This window comes from Micromonospora marina, assembly GCF_900091565.1.
GTDB lineage: Bacteria > Actinomycetota > Actinomycetes > Mycobacteriales > Micromonosporaceae > Micromonospora > Micromonospora marina.
Map to the genome: position 1 here is coordinate 363439 of NZ_FMCV01000002.1, position 23304 is coordinate 386742.

Annotated in this window: 18 protein-coding genes; 6 read left to right on the plus strand and 12 right to left on the minus strand. The window is 72.7% G+C overall.

The window, feature by feature from the left end; translation table 11 throughout:
* Positions 1 to 40: 40 nt before the first annotated feature.
* The 9 genes from GA0070215_RS04290 to GA0070215_RS04330 form a co-directional block, all read right to left on the minus strand.
* A complete protein-coding gene (locus GA0070215_RS04290; RefSeq protein WP_091041947.1) occupies positions 41 to 3127 on the minus strand; it encodes a malectin domain-containing carbohydrate-binding protein in 3087 nt (1028 codons plus the stop codon).
* A 188-nt stretch (positions 3128 to 3315) separates the two neighbouring features.
* The gene (locus GA0070215_RS04295; protein WP_091041951.1) at positions 3316 to 4359 is read right to left on the minus strand and encodes a glycoside hydrolase family 26 protein; all 1044 of its coding nucleotides are present in this window, start codon (positions 4357 to 4359) and stop codon (positions 3316 to 3318) included.
* 144 nt (positions 4360 to 4503) lie between these two features.
* Entirely contained in the window at positions 4504 to 5436 is a 933-nt protein-coding gene (locus GA0070215_RS04300) for a sulfotransferase family protein (protein WP_091041955.1), read from the minus strand.
* A gap of 28 nt (positions 5437 to 5464) precedes the next feature.
* Positions 5465 to 7078: an MATE family efflux transporter gene (locus GA0070215_RS04305; protein ID WP_018787427.1), complete on the minus strand. Its 1614-nt coding sequence runs from the start codon at positions 7076 to 7078 to the stop codon at positions 5465 to 5467.
* Positions 7045 to 7908, minus strand: a complete 864-nt coding sequence (locus tag GA0070215_RS04310; protein WP_018787426.1) for a sulfotransferase family protein — start codon at positions 7906 to 7908, stop codon at positions 7045 to 7047. Before GA0070215_RS04310 ends, GA0070215_RS04305 begins: the two co-directional genes overlap by 34 nt.
* Positions 7909 to 7925: 17 nt before the next feature.
* The gene (locus tag GA0070215_RS04315; protein WP_091041958.1) at positions 7926 to 9131 is read right to left on the minus strand and encodes a hypothetical protein; all 1206 of its coding nucleotides are present in this window, start codon (positions 9129 to 9131) and stop codon (positions 7926 to 7928) included.
* Positions 9131 to 10615 carry an O-antigen ligase family protein gene (locus GA0070215_RS04320; protein ID WP_018787424.1) on the minus strand — a complete coding sequence of 495 codons (1485 nt, stop codon included), beginning with the start codon at positions 10613 to 10615 and terminating at the stop codon, positions 9131 to 9133. Before GA0070215_RS04320 ends, GA0070215_RS04315 begins: the two co-directional genes overlap by 1 nt.
* On the minus strand, positions 10612 to 11619 hold the full coding sequence (locus tag GA0070215_RS04325) for a DUF3048 domain-containing protein (protein WP_091041962.1): 1008 nt from the start codon (positions 11617 to 11619) through the stop codon (positions 10612 to 10614). The genes GA0070215_RS04320 and GA0070215_RS04325 overlap by 4 nt, the downstream gene beginning before the upstream one ends.
* Entirely contained in the window at positions 11616 to 13469 is a 1854-nt protein-coding gene (locus GA0070215_RS04330) for a Wzz/FepE/Etk N-terminal domain-containing protein (protein WP_244166850.1), read from the minus strand. The genes GA0070215_RS04325 and GA0070215_RS04330 overlap by 4 nt, the downstream gene beginning before the upstream one ends.
* A 516-nt stretch (positions 13470 to 13985) precedes the next feature.
* Here GA0070215_RS04330 and GA0070215_RS04335 point away from each other — a divergent pair.
* From GA0070215_RS04335 to GA0070215_RS04350, 4 genes are read left to right on the plus strand one after another with little or no spacing between them, the layout of a single operon-like run.
* Positions 13986 to 14462: a glycosyltransferase family 28 protein gene (locus GA0070215_RS04335; protein WP_091041968.1), complete on the plus strand. Its 477-nt coding sequence runs from the start codon at positions 13986 to 13988 to the stop codon at positions 14460 to 14462.
* Positions 14459 to 15034: a glycosyltransferase gene (locus GA0070215_RS04340; protein WP_018787420.1), complete on the plus strand. Its 576-nt coding sequence runs from the start codon at positions 14459 to 14461 to the stop codon at positions 15032 to 15034. The genes GA0070215_RS04335 and GA0070215_RS04340 overlap by 4 nt, the downstream gene beginning before the upstream one ends.
* Positions 15031 to 16032, plus strand: a complete 1002-nt coding sequence (locus GA0070215_RS04345; RefSeq protein ID WP_091041971.1) for a sulfotransferase family protein — start codon at positions 15031 to 15033, stop codon at positions 16030 to 16032. Before GA0070215_RS04340 ends, GA0070215_RS04345 begins: the two co-directional genes overlap by 4 nt.
* Positions 16029 to 16943: a glycosyltransferase family 2 protein gene (locus GA0070215_RS04350; RefSeq protein ID WP_091041974.1), complete on the plus strand. Its 915-nt coding sequence runs from the start codon at positions 16029 to 16031 to the stop codon at positions 16941 to 16943. Before GA0070215_RS04345 ends, GA0070215_RS04350 begins: the two co-directional genes overlap by 4 nt.
* Positions 16944 to 17001: 58 nt before the next feature.
* Here GA0070215_RS04350 and GA0070215_RS04355 read toward each other — a convergent pair whose 3' ends face one another.
* Positions 17002 to 18630, minus strand: a complete 1629-nt coding sequence (locus GA0070215_RS04355; protein ID WP_091041977.1) for a glycoside hydrolase family 26 protein — start codon at positions 18628 to 18630, stop codon at positions 17002 to 17004.
* A 101-nt stretch (positions 18631 to 18731) separates the two neighbouring features.
* Positions 18732 to 19610 (minus strand): 3'(2'),5'-bisphosphate nucleotidase CysQ, encoded by an 879-nt coding sequence (locus tag GA0070215_RS04360; RefSeq protein WP_091041982.1) that lies wholly within the window; start codon positions 19608 to 19610, stop codon positions 18732 to 18734.
* A gap of 198 nt (positions 19611 to 19808) precedes the next feature.
* Here GA0070215_RS04360 and GA0070215_RS04365 point away from each other — a divergent pair, with 198 nt between their 5' ends.
* Both GA0070215_RS04365 and corA read left to right on the plus strand, forming a co-directional pair.
* Positions 19809 to 20903 carry an aminotransferase-like domain-containing protein gene (locus tag GA0070215_RS04365; protein WP_018787416.1) on the plus strand — a complete coding sequence of 365 codons (1095 nt, stop codon included), beginning with the start codon at positions 19809 to 19811 and terminating at the stop codon, positions 20901 to 20903.
* Between the two features lie 334 nt (positions 20904 to 21237).
* Positions 21238 to 22386, plus strand: coding sequence for a magnesium/cobalt transporter CorA (gene corA, locus GA0070215_RS04370; protein WP_091041986.1), 1149 nt, complete (start codon positions 21238 to 21240; stop codon positions 22384 to 22386).
* 72 nt (positions 22387 to 22458) lie between these two features.
* On the opposite strand, the gene GA0070215_RS04375 is transcribed toward corA, so the two are convergent.
* The gene (locus GA0070215_RS04375) at positions 22459 to 23280 is read right to left on the minus strand and encodes a hypothetical protein (RefSeq protein WP_026268366.1); all 822 of its coding nucleotides are present in this window, start codon (positions 23278 to 23280) and stop codon (positions 22459 to 22461) included.
* Between the last annotated feature and the right edge of the window lie 24 nt (positions 23281 to 23304).

Sequence of the window (23304 nt, forward strand, 5' to 3'; positions counted from 1 at the left end):
GCCATCGTCGTATCTGTTCCGTTCCGGTCGTGCCCGCCCGTCAGGGGCCGACGAAGACCGAGGTGCCGCGCCAGTCCACGTCGTCGACGCCCGGACCGCTGCGCACCGTGGCGGAGCCGGTCGGCACACCGTCGGACCACGCCATCGAGGACAGGTTGCCGGTGCTCCGGGAGACGACGTAGAGCGTGTCGCCGTCCAGGAACAGGCCGCCCGCGTCGGCGAAGGCGGTGGTGCCGGTGACCGTGTTGCGCTCGGCGCCGACGGTGCCCGTGTCCGGCGTGAACCCGCGCCAGAACAGCGTGCTCTGACCGGCCAGCGAGTAGTAGATCCGTCCGGCCTTGTAGAACATCGCGGTCACGTTCGGCAGTTCCGCGGTAAAGTTGCTGGTCATGCCGGCGTAGGTGGAGCCCTCCGGCGCGGAGCCGGTGACGACCAGGTCCCACTTGGCGTCGTGGTACGGATCCAGCTTCTTCGGGGTGCCGAACTCGGTGCCGTCGAACGAGCGCTTGTAGAGGTCGCCGCCGACGCCGTAGAACAGGTCACCGCCGACCCAGAACGCGCCCTTGACGCCCGACCAGCGGGTGTTGTCCGCGTTCGGCACCGACATCGCGCTGCCGACCGAGGTCGCACCGTCGTACGAGCGCTTGATGATGCTGTCGACAGTGGTGGCCGGCGGCACCGGGGGCAGCTTGACGATCTCGATGCCCTGCACCAGCGGGTTCTCCAGGACGCGGCCGAAGTCGATGTCGATGTTGCCGTCGCTGGTGATCGGGAACGCGCGCATGGTGCCCCGGTCGGTGGCGCCGGTCGCGGCGATCGGGTCGAAGTTGCTGAGCCTCACCACGCCGTCGATCGTCACGTTGAACTTGCGCTTGCCGGCGGTGGCGGTGCCGGCCCAGCGGTTCGCCAGGTAGAGACGCACCTGCACCGGCGTGCCGGCCGGGACCGGGAAGTCCCACTGCATGTCCGGCGCGGGCGACTCGTCCCACCGCTCCGCGTTGAACAGCTCGACCGGCGTGCCCGACGGCACCGTGCCGTCGAGCGAGGCGTTCGTCGGGTAGCTGGTCACCTGGTTGCCGGCGTTGTGGTGGGTGCTCGGTGCGGCGGCGGTGTCCGCGGCCCAGGCCGGGCCGCTCGGCGCGGCCAGCTGGTCGCCGCCCGCGTTGACCCGGTAGAGCACGTCCGAGGCGTCCGGTGTGGGCGCGGTCTTGACGATCTCGATGCCGTGCAGCAGCGGGTTCTGGAGCACCCGGCCGAAGTCGATGTCGACCACGCCGTCGCTGACCACCGAGACGGACTGCATGGTGCCGCGGTCGGTCCCGCCGGCGGCGACGACCGGGTCGAAGTCGTTCAGCTTGAGCACGCCGTCGACGCTGACGTCGAACTTGCGGGCACCCGGCTTGCTGGTGCCGGACCAGCGGTTGGCCATGTAGATCCGGACGTCGACCCGGGTGCCGGCCGCGACCGGGATGTCCCACTGCATGTCCGGTGCGGTCGACTCGTCCCACCGCTCCGTGTTGAACAGCGTGGCCGGCGTGCTCGCCGGCACGGTCGGGTCGAACGTCGCGTTGGTGGGGTAGCTGGTGACCTGGTTGCCCGTGTTGTGGTACGGGCTGGGCTCGGTGGTGCTGTCGGCGGCCCAGTCCGGCCCGCCGTCGGTGGCCGGGATGGCCGGCCCGCCGGCGTTGACCCGGTAGAGCACCTCGGTCTGCGCCGCGCGACCGGCCTGGTAGACGTCGCCCGGCAGCCCCTTGGTGCTGGTCGAGTGCGGGGTGTTGCCGCCGTCCAGCGGGAAGAAGGCGAGCCGCTTGCGCTGGTACTCGAAGTCGCCGATGTACTCCTGGTCGCTGCCGAGCCAGAGACCCTCCTGGGTCACCAGCATCTCGGTGACGCCGTAACCGCGCGGATGGCGGCCCGGGTTCCAGGACAGCGGAAGGCCGCTCACCGGGTCGAGCGCCGCGATGCTGGCCCGCGGCACCGCGCCCGGTCCGGCCTTGTCGCGGGCGAGCGGGTTGTTCGACCAGCGGAAGTGACCGCCGACGTAGACGGCCTTCTCGCTGATGCCGACGGAGAGGAAGGTGTCGCCGCCGCTGAAGTTCGTCCAGGTCGGCTTCTGGCCGTCGCCGGTGGCGGCGGTCTCCCAGCGGGCCGCGGAGTCGCAGAGCGTGCCCGGGTACGACGCGCCGGTGGTGACCACGACGAAGTACTTGCTGTCCGGGGAGAACTGGATGTCGCGCACCCAGGAGTCGAACGCGGAGTACTTGCAGGCCGCGGAGTAGCCGTCGGTGTTCCAGTCGGCGACGGTCGCCGAGCTTCCGCCCAGGTTGATCCGCACGATCTGGTCGTGCACGACGCCGTCGGCCTTCTTGAAGTTGCCGATCGCCACGAGGTGCTTGCCGTCGGGGGAGACGGTGAACTTCTCCACGCCGACACCGGCCGAGGCGCCGTTGTTGGTCGGGGTCCAGTTGTGGTTCTCGGTCAGCGACACGGTGAGGTAGTCGTCCACCGCACCGGTGGTCGGGTTGAGCGAGGCCAGCCCGTTGCGGGTGGTCGTCGCGGTCACCGTGGTGAAGATGCCGCCGACCAGCAGGTGGCCGTCGACGAGCGCGATGTCGTTGACGGTGCCGTTGAACGCCGGACCCTTGAACCCGTCGACGGGGGTGCCGTCCGCGACGTTCAGCAGGGCCAGCTTGCGGAAGTTCTTGTCACCGACCTTGTTGAACTTGCCGGCGACGTAGACCGTGCCCGGGGTCGGGCCGGCGACGACGGCGGTGACGTCACCGTCGAGCACCGGCGCGAACGCGTTGTCGATCTTGCCGGTCGCCTTGTCGAAGGCGAGGAGTCCGCGGCGCTCGACCGGGGTGGGTGAGGAACCCCGGTTCTGTGCCTTGGTGAACGAACCGCCGACGATCACCTTGCTGCCGGCGTCGTGGATGGCCACGACGTTGCCGTCGTTGATGTTCGGCGTCTTGTCCGAGGGCACCTCGCCGACCATCGTGTTGTGGTCGGGCGCGGGCACCGTGGCCGGCGCGGCGAGCGCCGGCACCGGTGTGAACAAGGTGGCGATGCCGAGCACGGCAGCGCCGAAGGCGGACACCGAGCGGTGTCTCAGGATCGAGGAAGCCACAGGCTACTCCGGGGGGAAACGTCGGAGGCGCTGCGATCGTGGTCGGTGCCGACATGAGGCGGGGCGTCACTCGACCGACCGCAGACGTGAGAGCAATACCTTCTCGCATTCGGCCGTCGCCCGTCCACCCGGGTCGACCCTTTTTGACCGAGGAAACGCACCGGGTTACACGAAAAGACGAGCGACGGTCAGCCCTCGGACACGGAGGGTGTTCCTGAGGAAACGCTCAGGTCGGGCAGCGGTGGCTGGAAGTACGGATCGGTCGCCATCTCCCGGAAGACCTGCTCGCTCTCCGGGTCGTCGCCGAACGTGCTGTCGTAGATGGGCTTCTCCGTCTGCCGGGCCGCGAAGTAGACCGCAGCCTTGATCTGCGGGTGCTTCTTCAGGTACGGACCGACTTCGCGCATCCAGTCGGCCCGCTGGCCCGGCCGCCCGTCCTGGGTCAGGCCGTACTCGCCGATGATGACCGGCCGCGGGTGCTTCTTGGCGAAGGCCATGAAGTGGTCCATGCGATTGGAGAAGCTGTTCCACTCCGGACTGGGGTAGACGTCCGCGCAGAGCCAGTCGACCTGGTCGTCGCCGGGGTAGTAGGCGGCGGCCCGGCGCTGCGGCTCGGCGAAGCCGTCCGCGTGCGGGCACCACACCCACCCGGCGTTTGTGACGCCCATCTCGGTGAAGATGCCGCGGACGTGCTTCCAGGCGGCGACGTAGTCCTCCGGCGAGTGCATGCTCGCGGCCAGGTTCGGCCGGTCCATCTCCCACCGGTAGCGCAGCAGCACCGGAACGCCGAACTCCTTGACGTCCTTCGCCCGTTCCCGGATCAGCGCGTCGTAGACGCCGCTGACGGTGGACCGGGTGTCGGTGCCCTGCCACGAGATCATCTGAAGCTTGCCCCGGCCCTGGAACAACTTCTCGGTGGCGCTCGGGAACGGCTCGTTCCACTCGTGGAACATGTGCGCGATGGCGAGCTTGCCGCCAGCCGCCCGGTTGAAGTCGTCGAACGCCGCGACCCGCCCGCTGGCGTTGTGGTACTGCGGCTTGACCCAGGTGCCGAGCCAGGCACCCTTCTCGGGTGGCTCCGGCCCGCGCCCGGTGGTGCGGACCGGGGCGGTCCGCGGTGTCACAGTCGGCGGCGGCAGAGCCGCAGCGGTCGTCTCGTCGGATCGCTCCGAGCCGATGTCACAGGCCGCCACCGCCGGCGCCAGGAAAGCCAGGCCCAGCACGGCAGCCATCGTCAGTCGTAACCGTCGTACCACCGCAACCTCTCCCCAGGATGGTCGCCGGCCACGGTATGAGGGCCCTGACGGATCCGCGGGGGCGGAGAGGCTCGCCGGGCCGGGCGGGCGACTCCTGGCACTCTACCCGTGACGCGGCGTTCAGGCGGGGTAGCCGAGTCGCGTCAGCAGCGGCTCGGCCTGAGCCATCACATCGGCCAGATCCTTTTCGGTCAGTCGCTGCCGCCAGCGGCCCACCGAGCCCGGCCGTGCCTTGGCGAAGCGGGCGTGCAGCGCCTCCCGTCCGGCCGGGTCACGGACCTCCAGGAAGTCGGCCACGACCTCGGCCGCCTCGGCCGGACGGGTGACGACGTCCTCGTACCGCAGGTGCCGCACCCGCTCCGCGGGCAGCTCGGCGAGCTGCGTGAGCGCACTGCCGGTGAACCGCCGCCACATCCAGGCCGACCGGCCCAGGTCGGAGACCTGCGTGAACTCGTCGCGCCGCTCCGGCTCCACCCAGAACCGGGGCGCGGCGCCCCACGGCGTACCGCCCCGGCCGCTGCGCCCGGTACCGGTGGACGCGGCGTTCAGCCAGGGCTGCTCGGCGTGCGACACCGCCACGTCCCGGCCGTCCCGGTAGACGTGCAGGAAGACCGCGTCCGGGAAGACCTCGGTCAGGAACGGCACGATGAAGCAGTTCTCCGGATCCTTCTCGGCGAAGCGCAGCCCGCCGTGCCCGGACGCGGCGAGCAGTGCCCCGTAGTAGCCGCGGAAGTAGCGGGCGGCCCGCTGCGGCGTCCAGCTTCCCTCGTAGACACAGCGGGCGACCGCCTTGGTCAGGCGCGGTTCGAAGTGGTACGACACGTCCGGCAGCGCGCCGACGCAACTGCCGAGGAACGTGGTGCCGGAGCGCGGGGCGCCCAGGATGAAGATCGGCCGCTCCACCTTCAGGGTGAGCCGGCGACCGCCCCCCTCCACCGGCCGTTCCAGCTCGCGGCGTTCCTTGCGGTCCGCCAGCAGTCCGACCGCGGCGAGCTTCGCGGCCTTCACGGTGGACAGGCCGGAGTGCGGGGCGAGGGGGGAGTCGCTTGTCATCGAAGGTCCCATCGGTGCGCAGGATCGGTCAGGACTGGGCTGCCGGGTCCGCCCCGGCCCGGTTGCGGCCACGGCGCAGGGCCCGCAGGGCGTCGAGGTGCAGGGCGCGCCGCCAGCGCCAGGCACCCGCCAGGTACGCGGCCAGCCCGGCGACCGTCACCAGCGCGAGCACCGGCGGACCGGCCCCGAGCAGCGTCGCCACGCCCAGCGGCAGGGCCAGCGCGACCAATGCCAGCGCCATCGCGGCCCGGGTGCCGGCACCGAACGGGTGCAGCCGCATCGACCACCAGAGCTGGGTCAGCGGTACCAGGTTGGTGACCAGGATGGAGACGGTCCAGGCCAGGGCCGCGCCGAGGATGCCGTGACGCGGGATGAGCACCAGGTTCCCGACCACGTTGAGCACGGTGCCGGCCATCGCGTTGTAGAACGTCCACGCGGTGCGCCCGGCCATGTTGAGCACCATGTCGACCATGCCGCAGCCGGTCGCCAGGAGCATGGTCAGCGCCAGCAGCACCACGACCCGGCGGCCGTCGCCGTACCCGGGTCCGAACAGCGCCAGCATCGGCGTGGCGAACGCCGCGAAGATCAGGTACGCGGGCCAGGAGAGCAGCACGAGCCAGCCGGTGGCGGCCTGGTAGAGCTGGCGCGCCTCGGCCCGGTCGTCGCGGGCGAACGCGGCGGCCAGCCGGTGCTGCACCGAGCTGGAGAGCGCGACGCTGGAAAGCTGACCCAGCGCCAGGAACCGGGTCGCGGCCGTGTAGACCGCCGCGTCCGCCGGCCCGCGCAACGCGCTGAGCAGCACGATGTCCAGCCGCTGCACGACGATCGCGGCCAGGCTGCTGATCGCGCGGGGCCCGGTGAACCGCCAGAACGGCCCGGCCAGCTCGCGTGCCGGCACCGGCCGGGTCACCTGCCGCCCGGCGCGGCCGACCAGCCGACTCAGCCAGAGCAGCGCGACCGCCGCGGCGATCAGGTACGGCACCGCCCAGGCCAGCGGCAGCGCGGCGGTGGCGGACAGGCCGAGCCAGGCGGCGACCGCCACACCCAGGAACTGCACGAGGGTGCGGCCGAGCCGCTCCACTGTCAGCAGCGGGCGCATCTGGCCGAAGCCGCGGCAGGCGGCGAGCGCGTAGTCGTTCAGCGCGGCCAGCGGCACGAACGCCAGCAGGATGCGCAGCGCGGTCACCGCCTCCGGCCCGGCCTCCGGCATGGTGGCCCGGGCCAGCGCCGGTGCGGCCAGCCAGCCGGCCACCCCGAGCAGCGTGCCGACCACGAGCACCGGCAGCAATCCGACCAGGACGGTGCCCCGGATCTGGTCGCGGCGGTCGAGCGTGCGCTGGCGGCTGACGAAGTAGACGGTGCCGACGTCGGTGCCGAGCCGGGCCGCCGACGCGGCGATCATGAACGCGCTGGTGGCCGCGAAGAACATGCCCGCCTCGCGGACCGACCAGCCACGGGCGATGACGATGTTCAGGCCGAAGCCGGCCACCGCGGCCAGCCCGACCCCGACCAGGTTGGCGAAGCCCTGCCGGGCCGCGCCGCCCAGCCCCGCGCCCGGCCCGGGGGGCGGTGCAGTGAGCGTCGGAGTGCCGCCGGCGTCCGCCCGGGTCACCGCCGCCACGACGGCACGCGTCCCCACCACGCCGCCAGCCGATCGTCGTACGGCGCGAAGTGGTCCTCCAGCCGGGTGCGCAGCTCCGCCGACATGGGCGAACGGGAGCGCGAGTTGTGCTTGCCGAACGCGATGTCCGCCCAGCGGGGCAGCCCGAGGAAGTCGCAGACCGCGTCGAAGGAGGGACGCGGGTCGGCGAAGAAGTCGTCGCTGTCGATGACGTGCATGCGGTCCCGGCCGACGAGCGCCTCCAGGCGCTCCAGCTGCTCGATGTAGCGGCCCCGGGCCAGGTACGCGTTGTGCTGGAGGTGCTCGCTCGCGTACGACGCGGAGCTGATCATCCGCTCCCGCTCACCGGCCGTACGGGACTCCTCCAGCGCCAGCGCCCGCTCGAAGTCCGTCTCGGTCTCGTAGCCGCGAGCCAGCTCGTGCGAGTGCGCGGAGTAGGCGCGCTCCACCGGGTCACGCAGCAGCACCAGCAGCTTCACCGAGGGCAGGTCCCGGGCGATCCGCTGCCCGGCCAGCGGGTGGAACATGTAGTAGGGGCTGGACTCGCCGGTGATCCCGCGTACCCCGATCTGGGCCTTCACCGCCTCGGCCTTGCCGGTGGTGGGGAAGTGCCCGAGGTACCAGCTCATCCCCCGGTGGTAGTCCATGTCGAAGTAGTGCACGCCCTTGTGGTAGGCGGGCGGCAGCACACCGGGATGCTGCGAGAGCGTCTTGAACAGCGAGGTGGTGCCGCAGCGCTGCGCCCCCACGATCAGGAATCCCGGCACCAACCGCGAACCGGCGGTCAACCGGCCGACCGTCCGGCTCACCGACTTCACCGCGCGGAGCGCCTGCTCCTTGGCCACCGTCACGTCCCCACTCCTCACTCTCACCCGGCCCGGCGGGCCAGATGTTCCTCGACGGCGGGCAGCAGCCAGGTGTCGACGTGCCCCAGTCGCGCACCCGCCTCCGCCTGCCGGTCCCGCAGGTAGCGCGCCGCCAGCTCCACCAGATAGAGCACGGCGACCAGATCGGCGCCCCCGCCGGTCTGGTCGAACGGCGCCAGGGTGGCCCCGGCGCCGGCGATCAGCGCCCGGGCCGCCTCGACCGGCTCCACCCCGTCGTGGCTCATCGCGCCCTGCACCGCCAGGTGCAGCGCGTCGTACCCGGCCGGCACGTCCGGCTCGAACCGCTCCCAGTCCCAGACCAGCACCCGGCCGTCGGCCAGGACCGCGCTGTTGCCGCCGTTCCAGTCCCCGTGCCACGCGCCGAAGGCCACCACCGGGTCGGCGTCCGCGACGGACTTCAGCGCCGCGCGCAGCCGCCCGGCCTCCGGCCGGGGTCCGAGCGCGTCCACCGCCGCGGTGAGCCGGGCCGCGTGCCCGCTGCCCGCCCACGACTGCCGGCGTACGCCGAGACACCCGGCGACCGCCACCATGGCCGCGCGTTCGGCCGCCGCCGCGGCGGCCGGGGCGGCCCGGGGCAGCCGCACCGGAAGCGCCTCCTGCACGAGCAGCGCGTGGCCGTGCCAGTCGCCGTGATGGCGTACCCCGGCCGGCACCACCGGCCCGAGCGGCACGTCGGCGAGGCGGCGCAACGCCTCCGCCTCCGCGTGCACCAGCGCGCGGGTCAGCGGGTCGACGCCGAGCTTGGCGTACCCGAGGGCCCGGCCGTCCGGGGCGAGCAGTTGCAGCACCGGCTTGCGGTTCGCCCGGGCCGGCCCGATGTGCAGGCTCACGAGCGCCGGCTCACCCAGCACCTCGGCCAGGTACGCGTCCAGTCCGCCGTCGTCGACCACGAGCCGGTCGCGGAACACCAGCGGGCCCAGCCCGAGCCGGAACGCGGTGGCCAGCCCCTGCCGGACCAGCTTGGCCTTGCGGCCGACCGCCTCGGTGGAGTGCCGGACCGCGCTCGCCGCCGCCCGGCCCGAGCCGGTCGGCACGAGCAGCCGGGGGCGGGACGCCGACGGCACCACCACCCAGCCGGCGCCGCCGCGGCGCAGGCTGGGCTCGGCCGGCGCGGGCCAGATCAGCCCGGCCAGTTCACCGAGGTACGCGGCACGGCCGTCGCCGTCCGGGGGAACGCGGAACACCATCAGTGGTCACCGCTCTTTTCCAGGCGGGCCCGTAGCCCGGCGATCGTGCCCCGGGGTGCCTCCGGCGCGATCGACCGGCGTATCCGGTCGTTGCGGGCCAGCAGGGCGACCGTGATCAGGGCGTAGGCGAGTGTCGCTTCCATCGCACCGTAGGTGAACTGGAAGAACAGCATGAGGATGAGCACGAGGGTGCCGGCGATCCCGATCGCGCTGTGGTCGCGTCGGTAGCGCCAGATGCAGTAGAGGAAGAAGGCGTTGTAGCAGATGGCGCCGACCCAGCCCTGCCCGACGAGCAGCGCCCAGACCTGGCCGTTGCTGCCCAGTTCCCGGTTGCCGCACTGCTTGCAGTCCTCGGACTTGCCGATGGCGATGGACCGGTTGCTGCCGATCAGCGCCCGGTTGCCGCCGTACCCGAGGACCGGCGAGTGGTTGGCCGCGGTCACCGCGCCCTGGGAAAGCGTGGTCCGGATGTCGTCGCTGTGCCCGTTCGCGAGGCGTTCGTCGAAGGTGCGGCCGAGCGGTGTGGCGACGATCAGCACCCCGATCAGCCCGACCGCCAGGGCGAGCCCGCCGAGCACCACCATCCGGCCGCGCAGCGCGAGCCGCAGCGCGACGTACGCGGCGGCGATGCCGAGGCCGATCCACAGGCCGCGGTTCAGCGAGTAGACGATCGGGAAGATCGCGGCCAGGGCGATCGCCACGCCCGCGGTGCGGCGCAGCGGCTTGCCCAGTACGACCCAGCCGACGATCAGCCAGACCAGCAGGATCGCTGTGTTCTGGCCCCAGGAGTTCGTGTAGGTGAACGGCGCGGACGGGCGGGGCGAGCTGGCCTCCCCCTCGATCACCTGCTGCACCTGGGCGAACTTGATCTCCATGAGCGAGGTGACGTACGGGTGACCGGCGATCGACTGGGGCAGGACGGCACGCAGCGGCGCGACGAACGTGAGGTTCGGGAACAGCGAGCCGATCCAGCCGCCGAGCACCACCACCACGCCCATGAACCCGAACAGCCGGACCATCCGGCGCTGGGACAGCTCCCGCTCCCGCAGGTTGTAGACGTAGAGCATGGTCACGGTCATGGCGACGTAGTTGGCGAGCCGGATGCCCCAGCCGATGTACTTGCCGCTGCCGCCGGGTGGCAGCGTGTTCGGCGCGGTCAGGTCGAGGGTGAGCACGGACAGGAACACCCACAGCAGCAGGATCATCCAGATCCCGAAGCCGGGCGGCACCCGGACCGGGCCCCGCTTGCGCATCTGCGCCACCATCGGGACCGCGAAGATGACGAAGACGAAGCTCGACACGCCGAGCACCCACCACAACGGGTACAGCAGGAAGACCGAGATCAGCGGCCATGCGGTCGGCAGCCGCCACGACCAGCTCTCCGGCCGTACCGGCACCGGCCGCAGGCGGTTCCCGTTCGGCGGCGAGACCGCCCCGACCGGGACCGTCCCGCGCGCGGTGCGGGGCGGGGTGGCGGTGCTCATTTCACGGAGACCTTGGCGGTGGTCGGCGCGTAGATCACCCACGCGTTGCCGGGCTGGGGGCGCAGGAGGTCACCGCCGTTGTCGGCGATCGTGCAGATCATGCCCAGGCCGGGCTTGCGCCACCGGCCCTTCGCGCTGTTCGGCCCGGACACCGCAAGCGCCGCGCCCTCACCGAAGACGTTCGCCGAGGGCAGCGAGCGCGGGGACGGATTGCGGACGTCCAGCGTGCGGTATTCCATCGTCAGCACGATGACGGAGGTGGCGGTCACGGTGACCTTGCCGACCTTGCCGACCCAGACGGACTTCGTCTGGTCGTACCGCCAGACCATCGGCGGGCCGCCGGAGACGGTGACGGTGAGTTCGGCGGCCGGCACGAGGTCACGGACGGCGAGCGCGTCGCCCTCGTCGGCGTGGTCGAGCGGCGGGGTGGGCGGCTGGCCGCCCTTCGGGGCGGCCTTGAGCAGCGCGGCGGTCGACGTGTAGTCGCCGGAGAAGACCTTGCTGTCGTCGTCGGGCGTGACGCCGCCGAGATCGGAGTTCTCGAACTGGGTGAGGAAGCCGGTGGGGCCGCCGTCGTAGCCGACGAACGGACGCAGCACCGCGAGCGACCGGATGTCGACCGGCCGGATCTCGGTGACCGGGCCGATCTTGGTGGCGTCCCTGGAGTGGAACACAGCGGTCAGGTGCAGCGTGTCGGACTCGGCGAACTCGGCGTAGACCAGGTCGGCCGCGTCCAGGCCGGCCGGGGTGGTCGCGAGGCTCACCCGCAGCGGCACCGCGACCGCCTGGCGGGTGGCAGCGGCCGGGGTGCTCACCGGCGCACCGGTGAGCGGGCCGGTGGGCAGGGTCGGCGAGGCACTGGCCGCGGACGGCGAGGCGGTGGCGTCGCCCGGGTCCACCACCTTGATGTTGCCCGGCTCGGGCTCGGGCTCGCTGCACCCGGTCCCGACGCCGAGGACGACGGCGGGGGCGATGGCGGCGCGGAGCATCTGCCGGCGGTTCACCCCAGATCCTCGCCGGAGTCGAGGGCGTAGCTACGGCCGTCGCCGTCACCCCGGGAGCGGTAGGTGCCGCCGGTGCCGTTGAGCGGCACGGGCTTGCCCGGCGTGCCCTGGTTGCCCTGGTTGCCCGGCGTGCCCGGGGTGCCGGGGTTGGCCGGTGGGGTGGCCTTGCCCGGGGCCGGCTTGGCCGGGCCGGGACGGGACGACTGCATACGCGGCAGCACCATCGTCGACTCGGCGGACGGGCCGGGGCTCGGCCGGGGCTTGGGCCGGTTGGCCGGTGCCGCCGGGGCGCTCGCCGCGCCCGCTGTGCCCGCGGCACCCGAGCTGCCTGAGGACGCCGGGCGCGCGGCGCCGGCCGCCGGTGCGGGCAGGCGCGGGGCCAGCACGGCACCGATCACCGGGGCATTGACCTGCTCGAACTGCTGCAACGCGGCGGTGATCTCGCCGCTACGGGTCTTGCCCGCCTCGGCCACCATGATCACGGCGTCGACGTACCGGCCCAGGGCCTGGGCCTCCACGGCGAACGTGGGCTGCGCGGTCTCGATGATCACGTGGTCGAAGCGCGCGGACAGCTCGTGCAGGATCTCCAGCAGCCCGGCGACCGGCAGCTCGACCTCCGCGTCCAGGTCGCCGGGCACCAGCACCCGGAGCTGGCCCAGCCCCGGCACCGGCGCGAGCGCCTTGAGCGGCGGCACGTCGCGGCGCAGCACCGAGGCCAGGTTGTGCCGCCCCTCGGCCACGCCGGTGATGGTGCCCACCGTCGAGTCGGGCTTGGTGGTGATCAGCGCGACCTGCTGGCCGGTGCGGGCGTACGCGGCGGCGAGGTTGGCGGCGACGAACCCGGCGGCGGTGCCGGCCGAGGCGTCGCAGATCAGCAGCTGGCGGCCGCGTCCGCCCTGTGCCGGTTCGGGCACGGCGGACAGCAGCACGTTGCGCAGCCGGCCCAGCTCGCGGGAGACCCGGTGCGTGGCCGGCAGGACGGCGAGCGATGGCGTGCGGACCGGCAGCTCCAGCAGCAGCGGCAGGCCGACCCGGTCGGCGATGTCACGGCCGCGCCGGATCCGGGTGTCGAGCCGGTCCAGCACCAGCGCGAGCACGATGCCGAGCAACAGGCCCGCGCCCATGCCGCTGGCGAGGTTGAGCGTGCGGTTCGGCGAGCTGGGCGAGTCGGGCAGCCGGGCGTCGGAGATGATCTCGCCGGGGTCGGAGCCGGCCGACACCAGCGGGCTGAGCCGGTTGTTCAGGCTGGTGATCTGGCTGGTCAGGACGTTCCGCTCGGCCTCGGCCCGCTCCCGCTCGGGCGAGTTCGACGGCGCCGCCGCGATCCGGCCGGCGACCGCGCTGAGCGCCTTGTTCAGGTCGGCGATCTGCTGCTTGAGCGCGTTGGTCTCGTTCTCCAGCGTCTTCTGCGCGGTGGCCTTGCGCAGGTCCAGGTACGCCTGGGCGAACGCGTGCGAGCCCGACTGGGCACCCTCGGGGCTGTTCGCCTCGTACGCCACCTGGAGGATCTGGCTGTTCGGCGGAACCTTGACGGTCACCGACTTGACGAGCTGGTCGGCCCCGGTGTCGACCTTCATCAGCGCCTTGGCACGCTCGGCCACCACCAGGGAGCGGACCACCTGGGCCTCGGTGTCGAGGTTGACCTTGGCGTTGGGGTTGCTCTCCGCGCCCGAGCCGAGCGGGCGCACCAGCAGCGACGTGGTCGAGGTGTAGCGGGCCTCCTGGATCTGGCTCAGCGCCAGTCCGCCGCCCAGGCCGAGGGCCGCGGCGAGCAGCAGGATCCACCAGCGGCGGCGCAGCCAGCCCAGGTAGGCCATCAGGGCAAGACCGTCGGCATCGCTCTCGGCCAAATGGGGTGAGGGCATCAGAGTCTGTCGCTCCCTTTCGACCGAGCCGGGCAGTCCACGGCACAGCTGGACCTGACCGTGGCCTTGAGTGTCCCCGATCCGAACGACGAGGGAAAGTCTGCTCACGTTCCGGTAAGCCTGCCCGGGTGTGGGCAGCCCGCGTGGAAATGGCCGATCGGCGCTGACCATTCGGCGGGTTTCCCGGCGTCGGGCCCGACCTGCCCCCGGACAAGCCGGCGTCGCCGACGGCTCTCGTGCGGAGCGGTGACGGAATCCTGACACATCTCACTTTCTTCTGGTGGCCCGCCCCGGCGGGCCCGGCGCACACCGGGCTGACCTGGACGGCGGCCGGTCGATGCACATCCCAGTGACGGGAATCAGGAGGCGAGCCGACCGGCGCGTCAGGATCCGTCCAATGGCCCCTTCAGTTGCCCAGGGGCGCGCCAGTAGGTTGTCAGGGCGCGTCCGAGGGGCTTTCACAAAAATCCGGACGCGTCATCCGCGTACGGGAGGAAGTTTGTGGTGAGCGGGTCAACCGAGGACTCGGGGCAGGTCCTGCTGGTGGGTTCCAGTGGCGGGCACCTGGCCCAGCTCCTGGCCCTGGAACCGTGGTACCGGGATCGGCGCCGCGCATGGGTAACGTTCGACACCCCCGACGCGCGCTCGCTGCTCGCCGGTGAGGACGTGGTCTGGGCGCACCATCCCACCACGCGCAACATCAAGAACCTGGTACGCAACGCGTTCCTCGCGCTGAAGGTGATCCGCCGGCGTCAGGTCGACGCGGTGGTCACGACCGGCGCCGGAGTCGCCCTGCCGTTCGTGGTGGCGGCCCGCATGCGCAAGATCCCGACGGTCTACATCGAGGTGTACGACCGGATCGACAGCGCGACGCTCACCGCCCGGCTCTGCCGTCCCTTCCTCTCCGCGATGCTCGTGCAGTGGGACGAGCAGCGCCGGATGTACCCGGAGGCCACCGTCGTGGGGAACCTCCTGTGATCCCCCGGCAGCGGGACCGGCGTTCCGCGGCGCCGTACGTGCTGGTCGTGGTCGGCACCGACGTGCACCGCTTCGACCGGCTGGTCGGCTGGCTGGAGCGCTGGCACGCGGCCCGGCCCGAGGTGCGGCTGGTCCTCCAGTACGGCCACAGCCGCACCCCGGCCCTGCCCGAGGCCACCCCCTTCCTCGGCCACGAGGAACTCCAGCGGGCGATGGCGGAGGCGACGCTCGTGGTCAGCCACGGCGGCCCGGCCACCATCACCGAGGCCCGGCGCAACGGCCACCTGCCGATCGTGGTGCCCCGCGACCCGTCGCACGACGAGCACGTCGACAACCACCAGCAGCTGTTCTCCCGCCGTCTCGGCGCGGCCGGCATGGTCCGGCTGTGCGAGTCCGAGGCCGAGCTGCTCGCCGCGCTGGACGAAGGGCTGGCCGACCCGAGCCGGTTCGTCCTGGCCGCCGACCCGGGCCGCCCGGACCCGCGCGCCGAGGCGGTCGCCCGCGTCGGCGCGGTGATCGACGATCTGGTGGCCCGACGGGTACGGCAGCGAGCCGTCGGGCGTCGCGGATGAGCGCCGCGGATCCGGCATCGCCGCGGGTCCTCTTCGTCGGCGGCCTCGGCCGCAGCGGTTCCACGCTGCTGGAACTGCTGTTGGCGCAGAGCGCCGACGTGTGCGCCGTGGGTGAGGTGGTGCACCTGTGGGAGCGGGCGCTCGGCGCCGACGAGCGGTGCGGCTGCGGTGAGCGGTTCACCGCCTGCCCGTTCTGGCGGCAGGTCGGCGACCAGGCGTTCGGCGGCTGGGCCGCGGTCGACCGGGACGACGTGCTGGCGCTCAAGGACCGCGTCGACCGGACCCGGCACATCCCCCGGCTCGCCAAGGAGGCGCTCCCGCCGGAGCAGCTGGCCGACGTCCGCCGCTACGCCGACCTGTACACCCGGATCTACCGGGCCGCGCTGTCGGTGACCGGCGCCCGGGTGGTGGTGGACTCCAGCAAGCACGCCTCGCTCGCCTTCGCGTTGCGCTGGGCCGAAGGGCTGGACCTGCGGGTGCTGCACCTGGTCCGGGACAGCCGGGCGGTGGCGTACTCGTGGGGCAAGCAGGTGCGCCGCCCCGAGGTGGTCGACGGCGAGGACTTCATGCCCACCTTCTCGCCGTTCGAGGTGAGCAAGCTGTGGACCGCGCAGAACGCGGCGTTCCACCTGCTCGCCTCCCGGGCGAAGGTGCTGCGGCTGCGGTACGAGGACTTCACCGCGGACCCGGCCGGCACCGTCGGCCGGGTGCGGGACTTCGCCGGCCTGCCGGACGACCCGGCGGCGCTGCGCATCCTGTCCGGAGCTGACGACACCGGCGCGGCGCCCGCACCGGCCGCGCCGTTCCGCGCGCACAGCGTCGCCGGCAACCCGCTGCGGTTCAGCGGCGGGCCGTTGACGGTACGCCGGGACGAGGCGTGGCGGGACCGCCTGCCGCGCCGTAGCCGTGCCGTGGTCAGCCTGGCCACGCTTCCCCTGCGGGTCCGCTACGGCTATCTGGGCCAGCGGGGATCCGACGAGTCCGTGGAGAGAGCATGAGTGGTCCGAGCATCTCCGTCGTCGTACCGACGCGGGACCGTCCGGAGCTGCTGCGTGCGGCGCTCGACGCGATCCTCAGCCAGGCGCACCCGGGCCTGATCGAGGCGATCGTGGTCTACGACCAGTCCGAGCCGGACCGGTCGCTGGAGACCGACCGGGGTGACCGCCGGATCCGGGTGGTCACCAACACCCGTACCGCCGGGCTGGCCGGCGCGCGCAACACCGGCATCGAGGCCGCCACCGGCGACTGGGTGGCGTTCTGCGACGACGACGACGAGTGGCTGCCGGGCAAGCTGGCCGCCCAGTTCGGGGCGCTCGACGCGCATCCGGACGGCGCGCTGGTGAGCTGCGGCATCCGGGTCAGCTACGACGACCGTACGGTGGACCGCTCGCTGGACCGGGCCCGGATCTCGCTGGAGGCGCTGCTGCGGGACCGGCTCACCGAGCTGCACCCGTCCACGTTCCTGATCCGCCGGGCCGCGCTGCTGGACGCGATCGGGCTGGTGGACGAGCAGATCCCGGGCAGCTACGCGGAGGACTACGAGTTCCTGCTCCGGGCCGCCCGCTACGCCCCGCTGGTCAATGTGGAGAGCCCGTACGTGCTGGTCCGCTGGCACAAGCGGTCCTACTTCGCGCAGCGCTGGGAGACCATCTCGACCGCGTTGCAGTGGCTGCTGCGCCGCTACCCGGAGTTCGCCACGGTGCCGCACGGCGAGGCGCGGGTCGCCGGGCAGATCGCCTTCGCGCAGGCGGCCATGGGCAACCGGCGCGACGCGGTCCGCTGGGCCCGGCGCACGCTGGCCCGCAACCCGAAGGAGCCGCGCGCCTACCTGGCGCTGGCGGTGGCGAGCCGGGCGGTGCAGGCCGACCGGGTGCTGCGCACGCTGCACAAGCGCGGCCGGGGCATCTGAGCCGTACGCGTGACGGGCGGGCGACCTCGGTCGCCCGCCCGTCGTCGTTGCGCTGCGGTCAGGCCGTGCAGAAGGACTTCCACGCCTGGATGCTCGGCTGGTCGAGCAGCCGGAAGTCGCCCTGGTGGACCGTCTGGTTGTAGTACGCCACGAACTCCGGCCGCTGGCCGTTGAGGAAGCCGGTCATCGACCGGATCCAGGCCGCCCGGCCGGAGCCGGAGTCACCCGGGACCAGGTCGCTGCCGGTCTCCGCGACGCCCCACGGCTTGCCGAGTGCCTTGGACTTGCTGATCATCGCGCCGTAGATCTCCTGCGGCGGGGCGTACCGCTTCCACTTGACGCCCCAGTTGTAGCAGTCCCAGCCGAGCGCCTCGATCACGTCGCCGCCCGGGTAGAACGCGTCGAAGCTGCGCCCGGACTTCGGGTCGAGCGTCCAGCACATCAGGATCAGCGTGTTGATCAGTTTGGGGTTGCCGGTCCGGTCGGCCAGGCCGGCGATCCGCTTCCATGCCGTTCGGTACGCCGTCGTGGTGAACGCGCCGCGCTCGACGTCGTCCTCCGGCTCGTGGAAGTACGACCAGTAGACGTTGTGCTCGCGCGGGATCGAGGCGAACCAGGAGGTCAGGTGGGAGTCGAACTTGCCGGTGTTGACCTCTTGCGGCGACGCCTTGAAGGACACCACCACGGTCCGGTCCACCACGTCGGCCCGGCTGCCGGACCAGGCCGGCGGCAGGCCGGGGAAGAAGATCCGGGCCATCCGCAGCTTGCCGAAGGTCCGGTCGGACCGGGTCAGCGCCTGGCCGAACGTCTCCCCGTTCTGCACCCCGATCGAGGCGCCGGGCAGCGTCAGTCGCGTACCGGTGAAGCTCGGCCCGGCGGCGTCCGCGGAGGCCGACGGGCGAGCCGAGGGCTTGCTGCCGAGGCCCTGGTCGGCGCCCGGGGACGCGTCGGGGCCGGCCGGCTTGCCCGGTCCCATCGAGGTCGCCGGCCCGACCGAGCCCGGCGTTCCGCCCGCCTGCCGGTCCGTCGAGTCGGGCCGCAGCGTGGCCACCGCGACTCCGCTGCCGGTCACGGCCAGGACCACCGCTGCCGCGACGGCGACGCGCCAGCGCCGCCGGGAGCCGCCGGACGACGGCGCGGGCGCCGGGGCGAGCGGCGGCGCGGGCGGCCGGCCCGGTCCGGCGGTGGCCGGTCCGTGTGGAACATCCACCGGGGGCGGGCCGGTCAGGGTGGCTGTCGCCGCGGTGCCCGCGGCCCAGCCCGCCTCGCCCGCGGGCCCGGGCCCGCCGGGCTCGTCGTGCGCCGTCCAGCCGGTGTGGCCGTCCGCCGGCCCGGACTGCGTGGCCCAGGCGTCGTCGGACGGCCCACCCTGCGGCCGGGCGGCGTCGCCGTGGCCCGCCGGCCCGTGCTGCGGCCGGACGCCGTCCTGCTGCGGCGCCCAGCCGTTCGCCGTGCCGGGTACGGCGTCCCAGCCGGCCGGGTCGTGCCCCGGCCCGTCGTGGTGACCGGCGTCGTGCCGGTCGCGCTCGGGCCAGGGCAGGTCACCGCCCGGCCGGGCCGGCGGTGGTGACGTGCTCTCGACCTCCGGCCAGGGCAGCGAAGGGCTGGCCTGGCGCGGAATGTCCTGACCCGGCCACAGGCCGGTCGGCTGCCCGAAGGCATTGTGCGGCTCTCGGTCGGCCGGCATGACCCTCCCTGGCTGTCGGCGGCCCGTGGTCGGGGCTCAGATCGCCACGCATACCTGCCCGACGATAACCCTCATCCACCTGGCCGTACGTACCGTGACACTCAGCCGAACGCCCCACCCTGATTGCCGGTGACGGTCGAAGCGGGCATCTCGACCCCGGTCCGGGCGATCGCGTCGAGCAACTGGTCGGCCAGTTCCGGCCGGCAGACCAGCAGATCGGGCAGTCGCGGATCGGCGCGGTTGTAGCGCAGCGGCGAACCGTCGATCCGGGACGCGTGCATGCCCGCACCGAGCGCCACCGCGACCGGGGCGGCACTGTCCCACTCGTACTGACCGCCCGCGTGGACGTACGCGTCGACCTCGCCGGTCACCACCGCGCAGACCTTCACACCGGCCGACCCCATCGGCACGGCGGTGGCGCCGAGCATCTCGACCAGCTCGCCCACGAACGCCGGCGGGCGGCTGCGGCTCACCGCGATCCGGATCGGCCCGTCGGACGCCTTCGGCTGCGGGCAGGTGGTGCCGAGCACGAGCGGCGCACCGTCCACCGAGGTCCGGGCCGGCATGCCCACCGCACCGGCGACCAGGGCGCCGTCGGGGGCGGCGGAGCGCTGCCAGAGCGCCACGTGCACCGCCCAGTCGTCCCGCCCCTCCTCGGAGAACTCGCGCGTGCCGTCCAGCGGGTCGATGATCCAGACCCGGTCCGCCTCGTGCCGCGGCGCGCGCTCGCCCTCCGCCCACGCGCGTCGCGCGTCGGCCTCCTCCTCGGAGAGCACCGCGTCGGCCGGCCGCAGCCGGGCCAGCGCCGCCGTCATCAGCTCGTGCGACGCGCGGTCGCCGGCGTCCTTGAGCGCCTTCGGGTCGGCGAAGCCCTGCCGGTCCCGCAGCGCGGTGAGCGCCCTGCCGGCCTCGGTCGCCAGCCACTGCGCGAACCGCTGGTCGTCGAGCCGTCCCGCCTCGTCCTCGGTCACGAGCCCCATCCCTTGTTCTCCCGGGTCTGCCGCGACCCGTCATCCTTCGGCGTCCGGTCGGACCGGCGCCAGCGTCCGTCGGATCGTAGACAGTCGCGAGGCGGTCTCGGATCCCCCGGGCGCACCGGTGACGCGGCCGGCCGCCCGCATGTTGAACTTCGCGTGTATCGCGGTCGGACCCGCCGGGCCAGGCCCTAGGCTCTGCGCATGACCGCCGAGCAGCTGATCTCGTTCGCCCGTGGCGCGCCTTCGCTGGACATCGTCGATGTCGAGGGGCTCAAGGCCGCCGCCGTCCGCGCCTTCGACGCCGACCCCGCCGGGGTCACCGCGTACGGCACCTCCGTCGGCTACCCGCCCTTGCGGAAGTGGATCGCCGAGAAGCACGGTGTCGAGGCCGACCAGGTGCTGGTCACCAACGGCTCGTTGCAGGCCGACGCGTTCCTCTTCGACCACCTGGTCCGCCGGGGCGACGCGGTGGTGGTCGAGCGCCCGACGTACGACCGCACGCTGCTCAACCTCAAGCAGATGGGCGGCGAGGTGCACGGCGTGACGATCCAGCCGGACGGCCTGGACACCGCCGAGCTGCGCAAGCTGCTGGAGTCCGGGGTCCGGCCGCGGCTGGCCCACGTGATCCCCAACTACCAGAACCCGGCGGGCGTGACCCTCTCTCTGGAGAAGCGCCGTGAGCTGCTGGACCTGGCCGCCGAGTACGAGTTCACGATCTTCGAGGACGACCCGTACGCGGACATCCGGTTCCGGGGCGAGCCGCTGCCGTCGATGCTGTCGATGGACTCCCGTGGCGTGGTGGTGCACGCCTCCAGCTTCACCAAGACGGTCTGCCCGGGTGTACGGGTCGGCTATCTGATCGGCCCGGCCGAGCTGATCGCGGCGATCGCGAAGCGGGCCACCAACCTCTACATCTCGCCCGGCATGGTGGCGCAGGCGATCGTGCACCAGTTCTGCGTCTCCGGCGCGATCGAGGAGTCGATCCGGACGGTCCGTTCGGCGCTCGGCGAGCGGTCGGCGGTGCTGGCCGAGTCGCTGCGCCGGCACATCCCGGAGGCCCGCTTCGTGGAACCGGACGGCGGCTACTTCCTCTGGGTGGAGCTGCCGGAGGACGTCGATGTCGACCGGCTCGCCCCGGCTGCCGCCGAGCGTGGCGTGGCGGTGGTGAAGGGCAGCGACTTCATGGTCGACGGCGGCCGACACGCGCTGCGCCTGGCGTACTCGGCGGTCACCGCGGACCGGATCGACGAGGGTGTGCGGCGTCTCGCCGAGGCGATGGCCGCCGTGCGCGGCTGATTTTCTGTCGGGTTTCTGACAAAAATGCCCCGCTGGCCGGTTCGGCTCTCCCGCTGGACCGGCCGGCAGCCCACAATGCTGCGAGTGCCGCTCACCTTCGCCCGGTGACCGGCCCGCACGCCGGAAGACCGGCCGGGCCGGCGGCACGCCCAGCATCACTCCCGCCCCCAAGGGGTGCCGGGTGGGCCGAGTCGCCCCTCACCCCCTGACGCGGCCCGGCCCGCCCGGCGCCGCCGCGTGACGCCCGTCGCAGCCGCACGCCCCCGCGCTCGCGCTGCGCTTCCCGCCGGTCGGCGTAACCTGCAAGCCGCAGCTCTAGGGGAAGGGGCGAGGGATGACGGACCGGGTGGCACGCGACCGAACCGCCGGCACCGACGGCAGTCGGGCACTACGCCCCCGCGCCTGGTCGGCACCGGTACGCGCGATGTCCCGCATCCTCAACGCCGACGGCTCCCCGCGTGAGGCCCAGCCGGCCGGCCCGGAGCGCAGCGGGATCGTCGACTGCGGGTTGTACGTCGACGGCGAGCGCCGCCCCGGCCACCCCCGGTACGCCGAGGCCCTGGCCGCCGCCCGGCAGGAGCGGGACGGCTTCGTCTGGCTCGGCCTGCACGAGCCGGACCTGGCCGAGATGACCGAGATCGCCGCCACGTTCGGCCTGCACGAGCTCGCCGTGGAGGACGCGGTCAAGGCCCAGCAGCGCCCGAAGCTGGAGCACTTCGGCGAGATCGTCTTCCTGGTGCTGCGTACCGCCCGCTACTGCGAGCACGCCGAGCTGACCGAGAACTCCGAGGTGGTGGAGACCGGTCAGGTGATGCTCTTCATCGGGCCGCACTTCGTGATCAGCGTGCGGCACGGTGACGCCTGCCGGCTGGCGCCGGTCCGTGCCGACCTGGAGGCCAAGCGGGAGCTGCTGCGGCACGGCCCGTGGGCGGTCGCCTACGCGATCACCGACCGCGTGGTGGACCTCTACCTGGAGGTGGCCGACCGGCTGGAGGACGACCTCGACGTGCTGGAGGCCGACGTCTTCGACCGGCAGAGCAGCGGCCGGATCCAGCGGATCTACCAGATGAAGCGGGAGCTGGTCGAGTTCAAGCGGGCGGTGGTGCCGTTGCAGCGCCCGCTGATGACTCTCACCGCACAGGTCAACCGCGCGGTGCCGCAGGAGGTTCGGCGCTACTTCCGTGACGTGCAGGACCACCTCAGCCGGACGGTCGAGCAGGTGAACTCCTACGACGACCTGCTGAACTCGATCCTCCAGGCGCGCTTGGCCCAGGTCACCGTCGACCAGAACAACGACATGCGCAAGATCGCCGCCTGGGCCGCGATCGGGGCGGTGTGGACGGCGATCGCCGGCATCTACGGCATGAACTTCGACAACATGCCCGAGCTGAAGTGGACGTACGGCTATCCGGGCGTCTGGGCGCTGATGCTCGCGGCATCTTTCACGCTCTACCGCCTGTTCCGCCGTAACGGCTGGCTGTAGCCGCCTCGTACACGCGGAAGCGCCGGCCACGCGGGTAGTCCCGCGTGCCGGCGCTGATCCGACGGTACGAGGTCAGCGGCGACCGCCGGCCTTCGCGGCGTTCTTGCCGGCCTGCACGGCCTCGGTGATGTCGTCGGCCGGGCGGCCGGAGACGTCCCGGGCACCCTCGGCGACGGAGGGGACCTGGTCGTTCGGGTGGATCACCGGCTGGCTGCCGGAGGCGGCGGTCGACGCGCTGCTGCCCTTGGCCACCGTCGAGGAGCCGGCACCCGTCGGGCCGGCCTGCGTCACCTTCGCGCTCGCGTCCGGGGTCTCCACCACGATCGTGTCCACGTCCTCCCGCATCGGCTCCAGCTTGTCGTGACCGGTCGCGCCGAGCGTGCCGGTCGGGTCGTACTCGGCCCACTCCTGCTGCTCGCGGCGACGGCGCACGGCCATCGCACCGGCCAGGCCGGCGACGGTGCCGGCCACCAGCAGGCCCGCGGTCATGCCCCGCGACCTGCGCTGCTTCTTCTTTCCGGCCTTCATGTTCTTCGCCTTCTTCGTCATCGCGGACTGCTTCGCGGCCATCACCTTGCGGCCGCTCGACGCCTTGCCGGCGGCCTCGTCCCGGGCGTTGCGCACGGCCAGCAGCACCGGCGTGAGCGCCGCGGCGGTCGACGCGAGCCCGCTGGACGCCCGGTCCCGGACCAGGACCGCAGTCGGCGCGACGGCGACCCGGGCTGCCTGGACCCGCGGGCCGACAGTGGCGCCGGCACCCTTCGCCGCGTGCGTGGCGGCCTGCCTCAGGTGACCGATGCCCTGGTTCAGCTCGACCTTCGCGAGCTGGCCCTGGGTCTTGCGCCGTCCGATTCCAAACACGGTCCCACCTCCTGGGAGTTGTTCCTTCGCCATCCTCCACCTTCGAATGCCTCCGCA

What these genes read in the sequence shown, in the direction of transcription:
- GA0070215_RS04295 (WP_091041951.1), bottom strand. Translation starts at nt 4,359, where the DNA reads ATGGCTGCCGTGCTGGGCCTGGCTTTCCTGGCGCCGGCGGTGGCGGCC.
- GA0070215_RS04300 (WP_091041955.1), bottom strand. Translation starts at nt 5,436, where the DNA reads ATGACAAGCGACTCCCCCCTCGCCCCGCACTCCGGCCTGTCCACCGTG.
- GA0070215_RS04315 (WP_091041958.1), bottom strand. Translation starts at nt 9,131, where the DNA reads ATGGTGTTCCGCGTTCCCCCGGACGGCGACGGCCGTGCCGCGTACCTC.
- GA0070215_RS04320 (WP_018787424.1), bottom strand. Translation starts at nt 10,615, where the DNA reads ATGAGCACCGCCACCCCGCCCCGCACCGCGCGCGGGACGGTCCCGGTC.
- GA0070215_RS04345 (WP_091041971.1), top strand. Translation starts at nt 15,031, where the DNA reads ATGAGCGCCGCGGATCCGGCATCGCCGCGGGTCCTCTTCGTCGGCGGC.
- GA0070215_RS04350 (WP_091041974.1), top strand. Translation starts at nt 16,029, where the DNA reads ATGAGTGGTCCGAGCATCTCCGTCGTCGTACCGACGCGGGACCGTCCG.
- GA0070215_RS04355 (WP_091041977.1), bottom strand. Translation starts at nt 18,630, where the DNA reads ATGCCGGCCGACCGAGAGCCGCACAATGCCTTCGGGCAGCCGACCGGC.
- GA0070215_RS04360 (WP_091041982.1), bottom strand. Translation starts at nt 19,610, where the DNA reads ATGGGGCTCGTGACCGAGGACGAGGCGGGACGGCTCGACGACCAGCGG.
- GA0070215_RS04365 (WP_018787416.1), top strand. Translation starts at nt 19,809, where the DNA reads ATGACCGCCGAGCAGCTGATCTCGTTCGCCCGTGGCGCGCCTTCGCTG.
- corA (WP_091041986.1), top strand. Translation starts at nt 21,238, where the DNA reads ATGACGGACCGGGTGGCACGCGACCGAACCGCCGGCACCGACGGCAGT.
- GA0070215_RS04375 (WP_026268366.1), bottom strand. Translation starts at nt 23,280, where the DNA reads ATGGCGAAGGAACAACTCCCAGGAGGTGGGACCGTGTTTGGAATCGGA.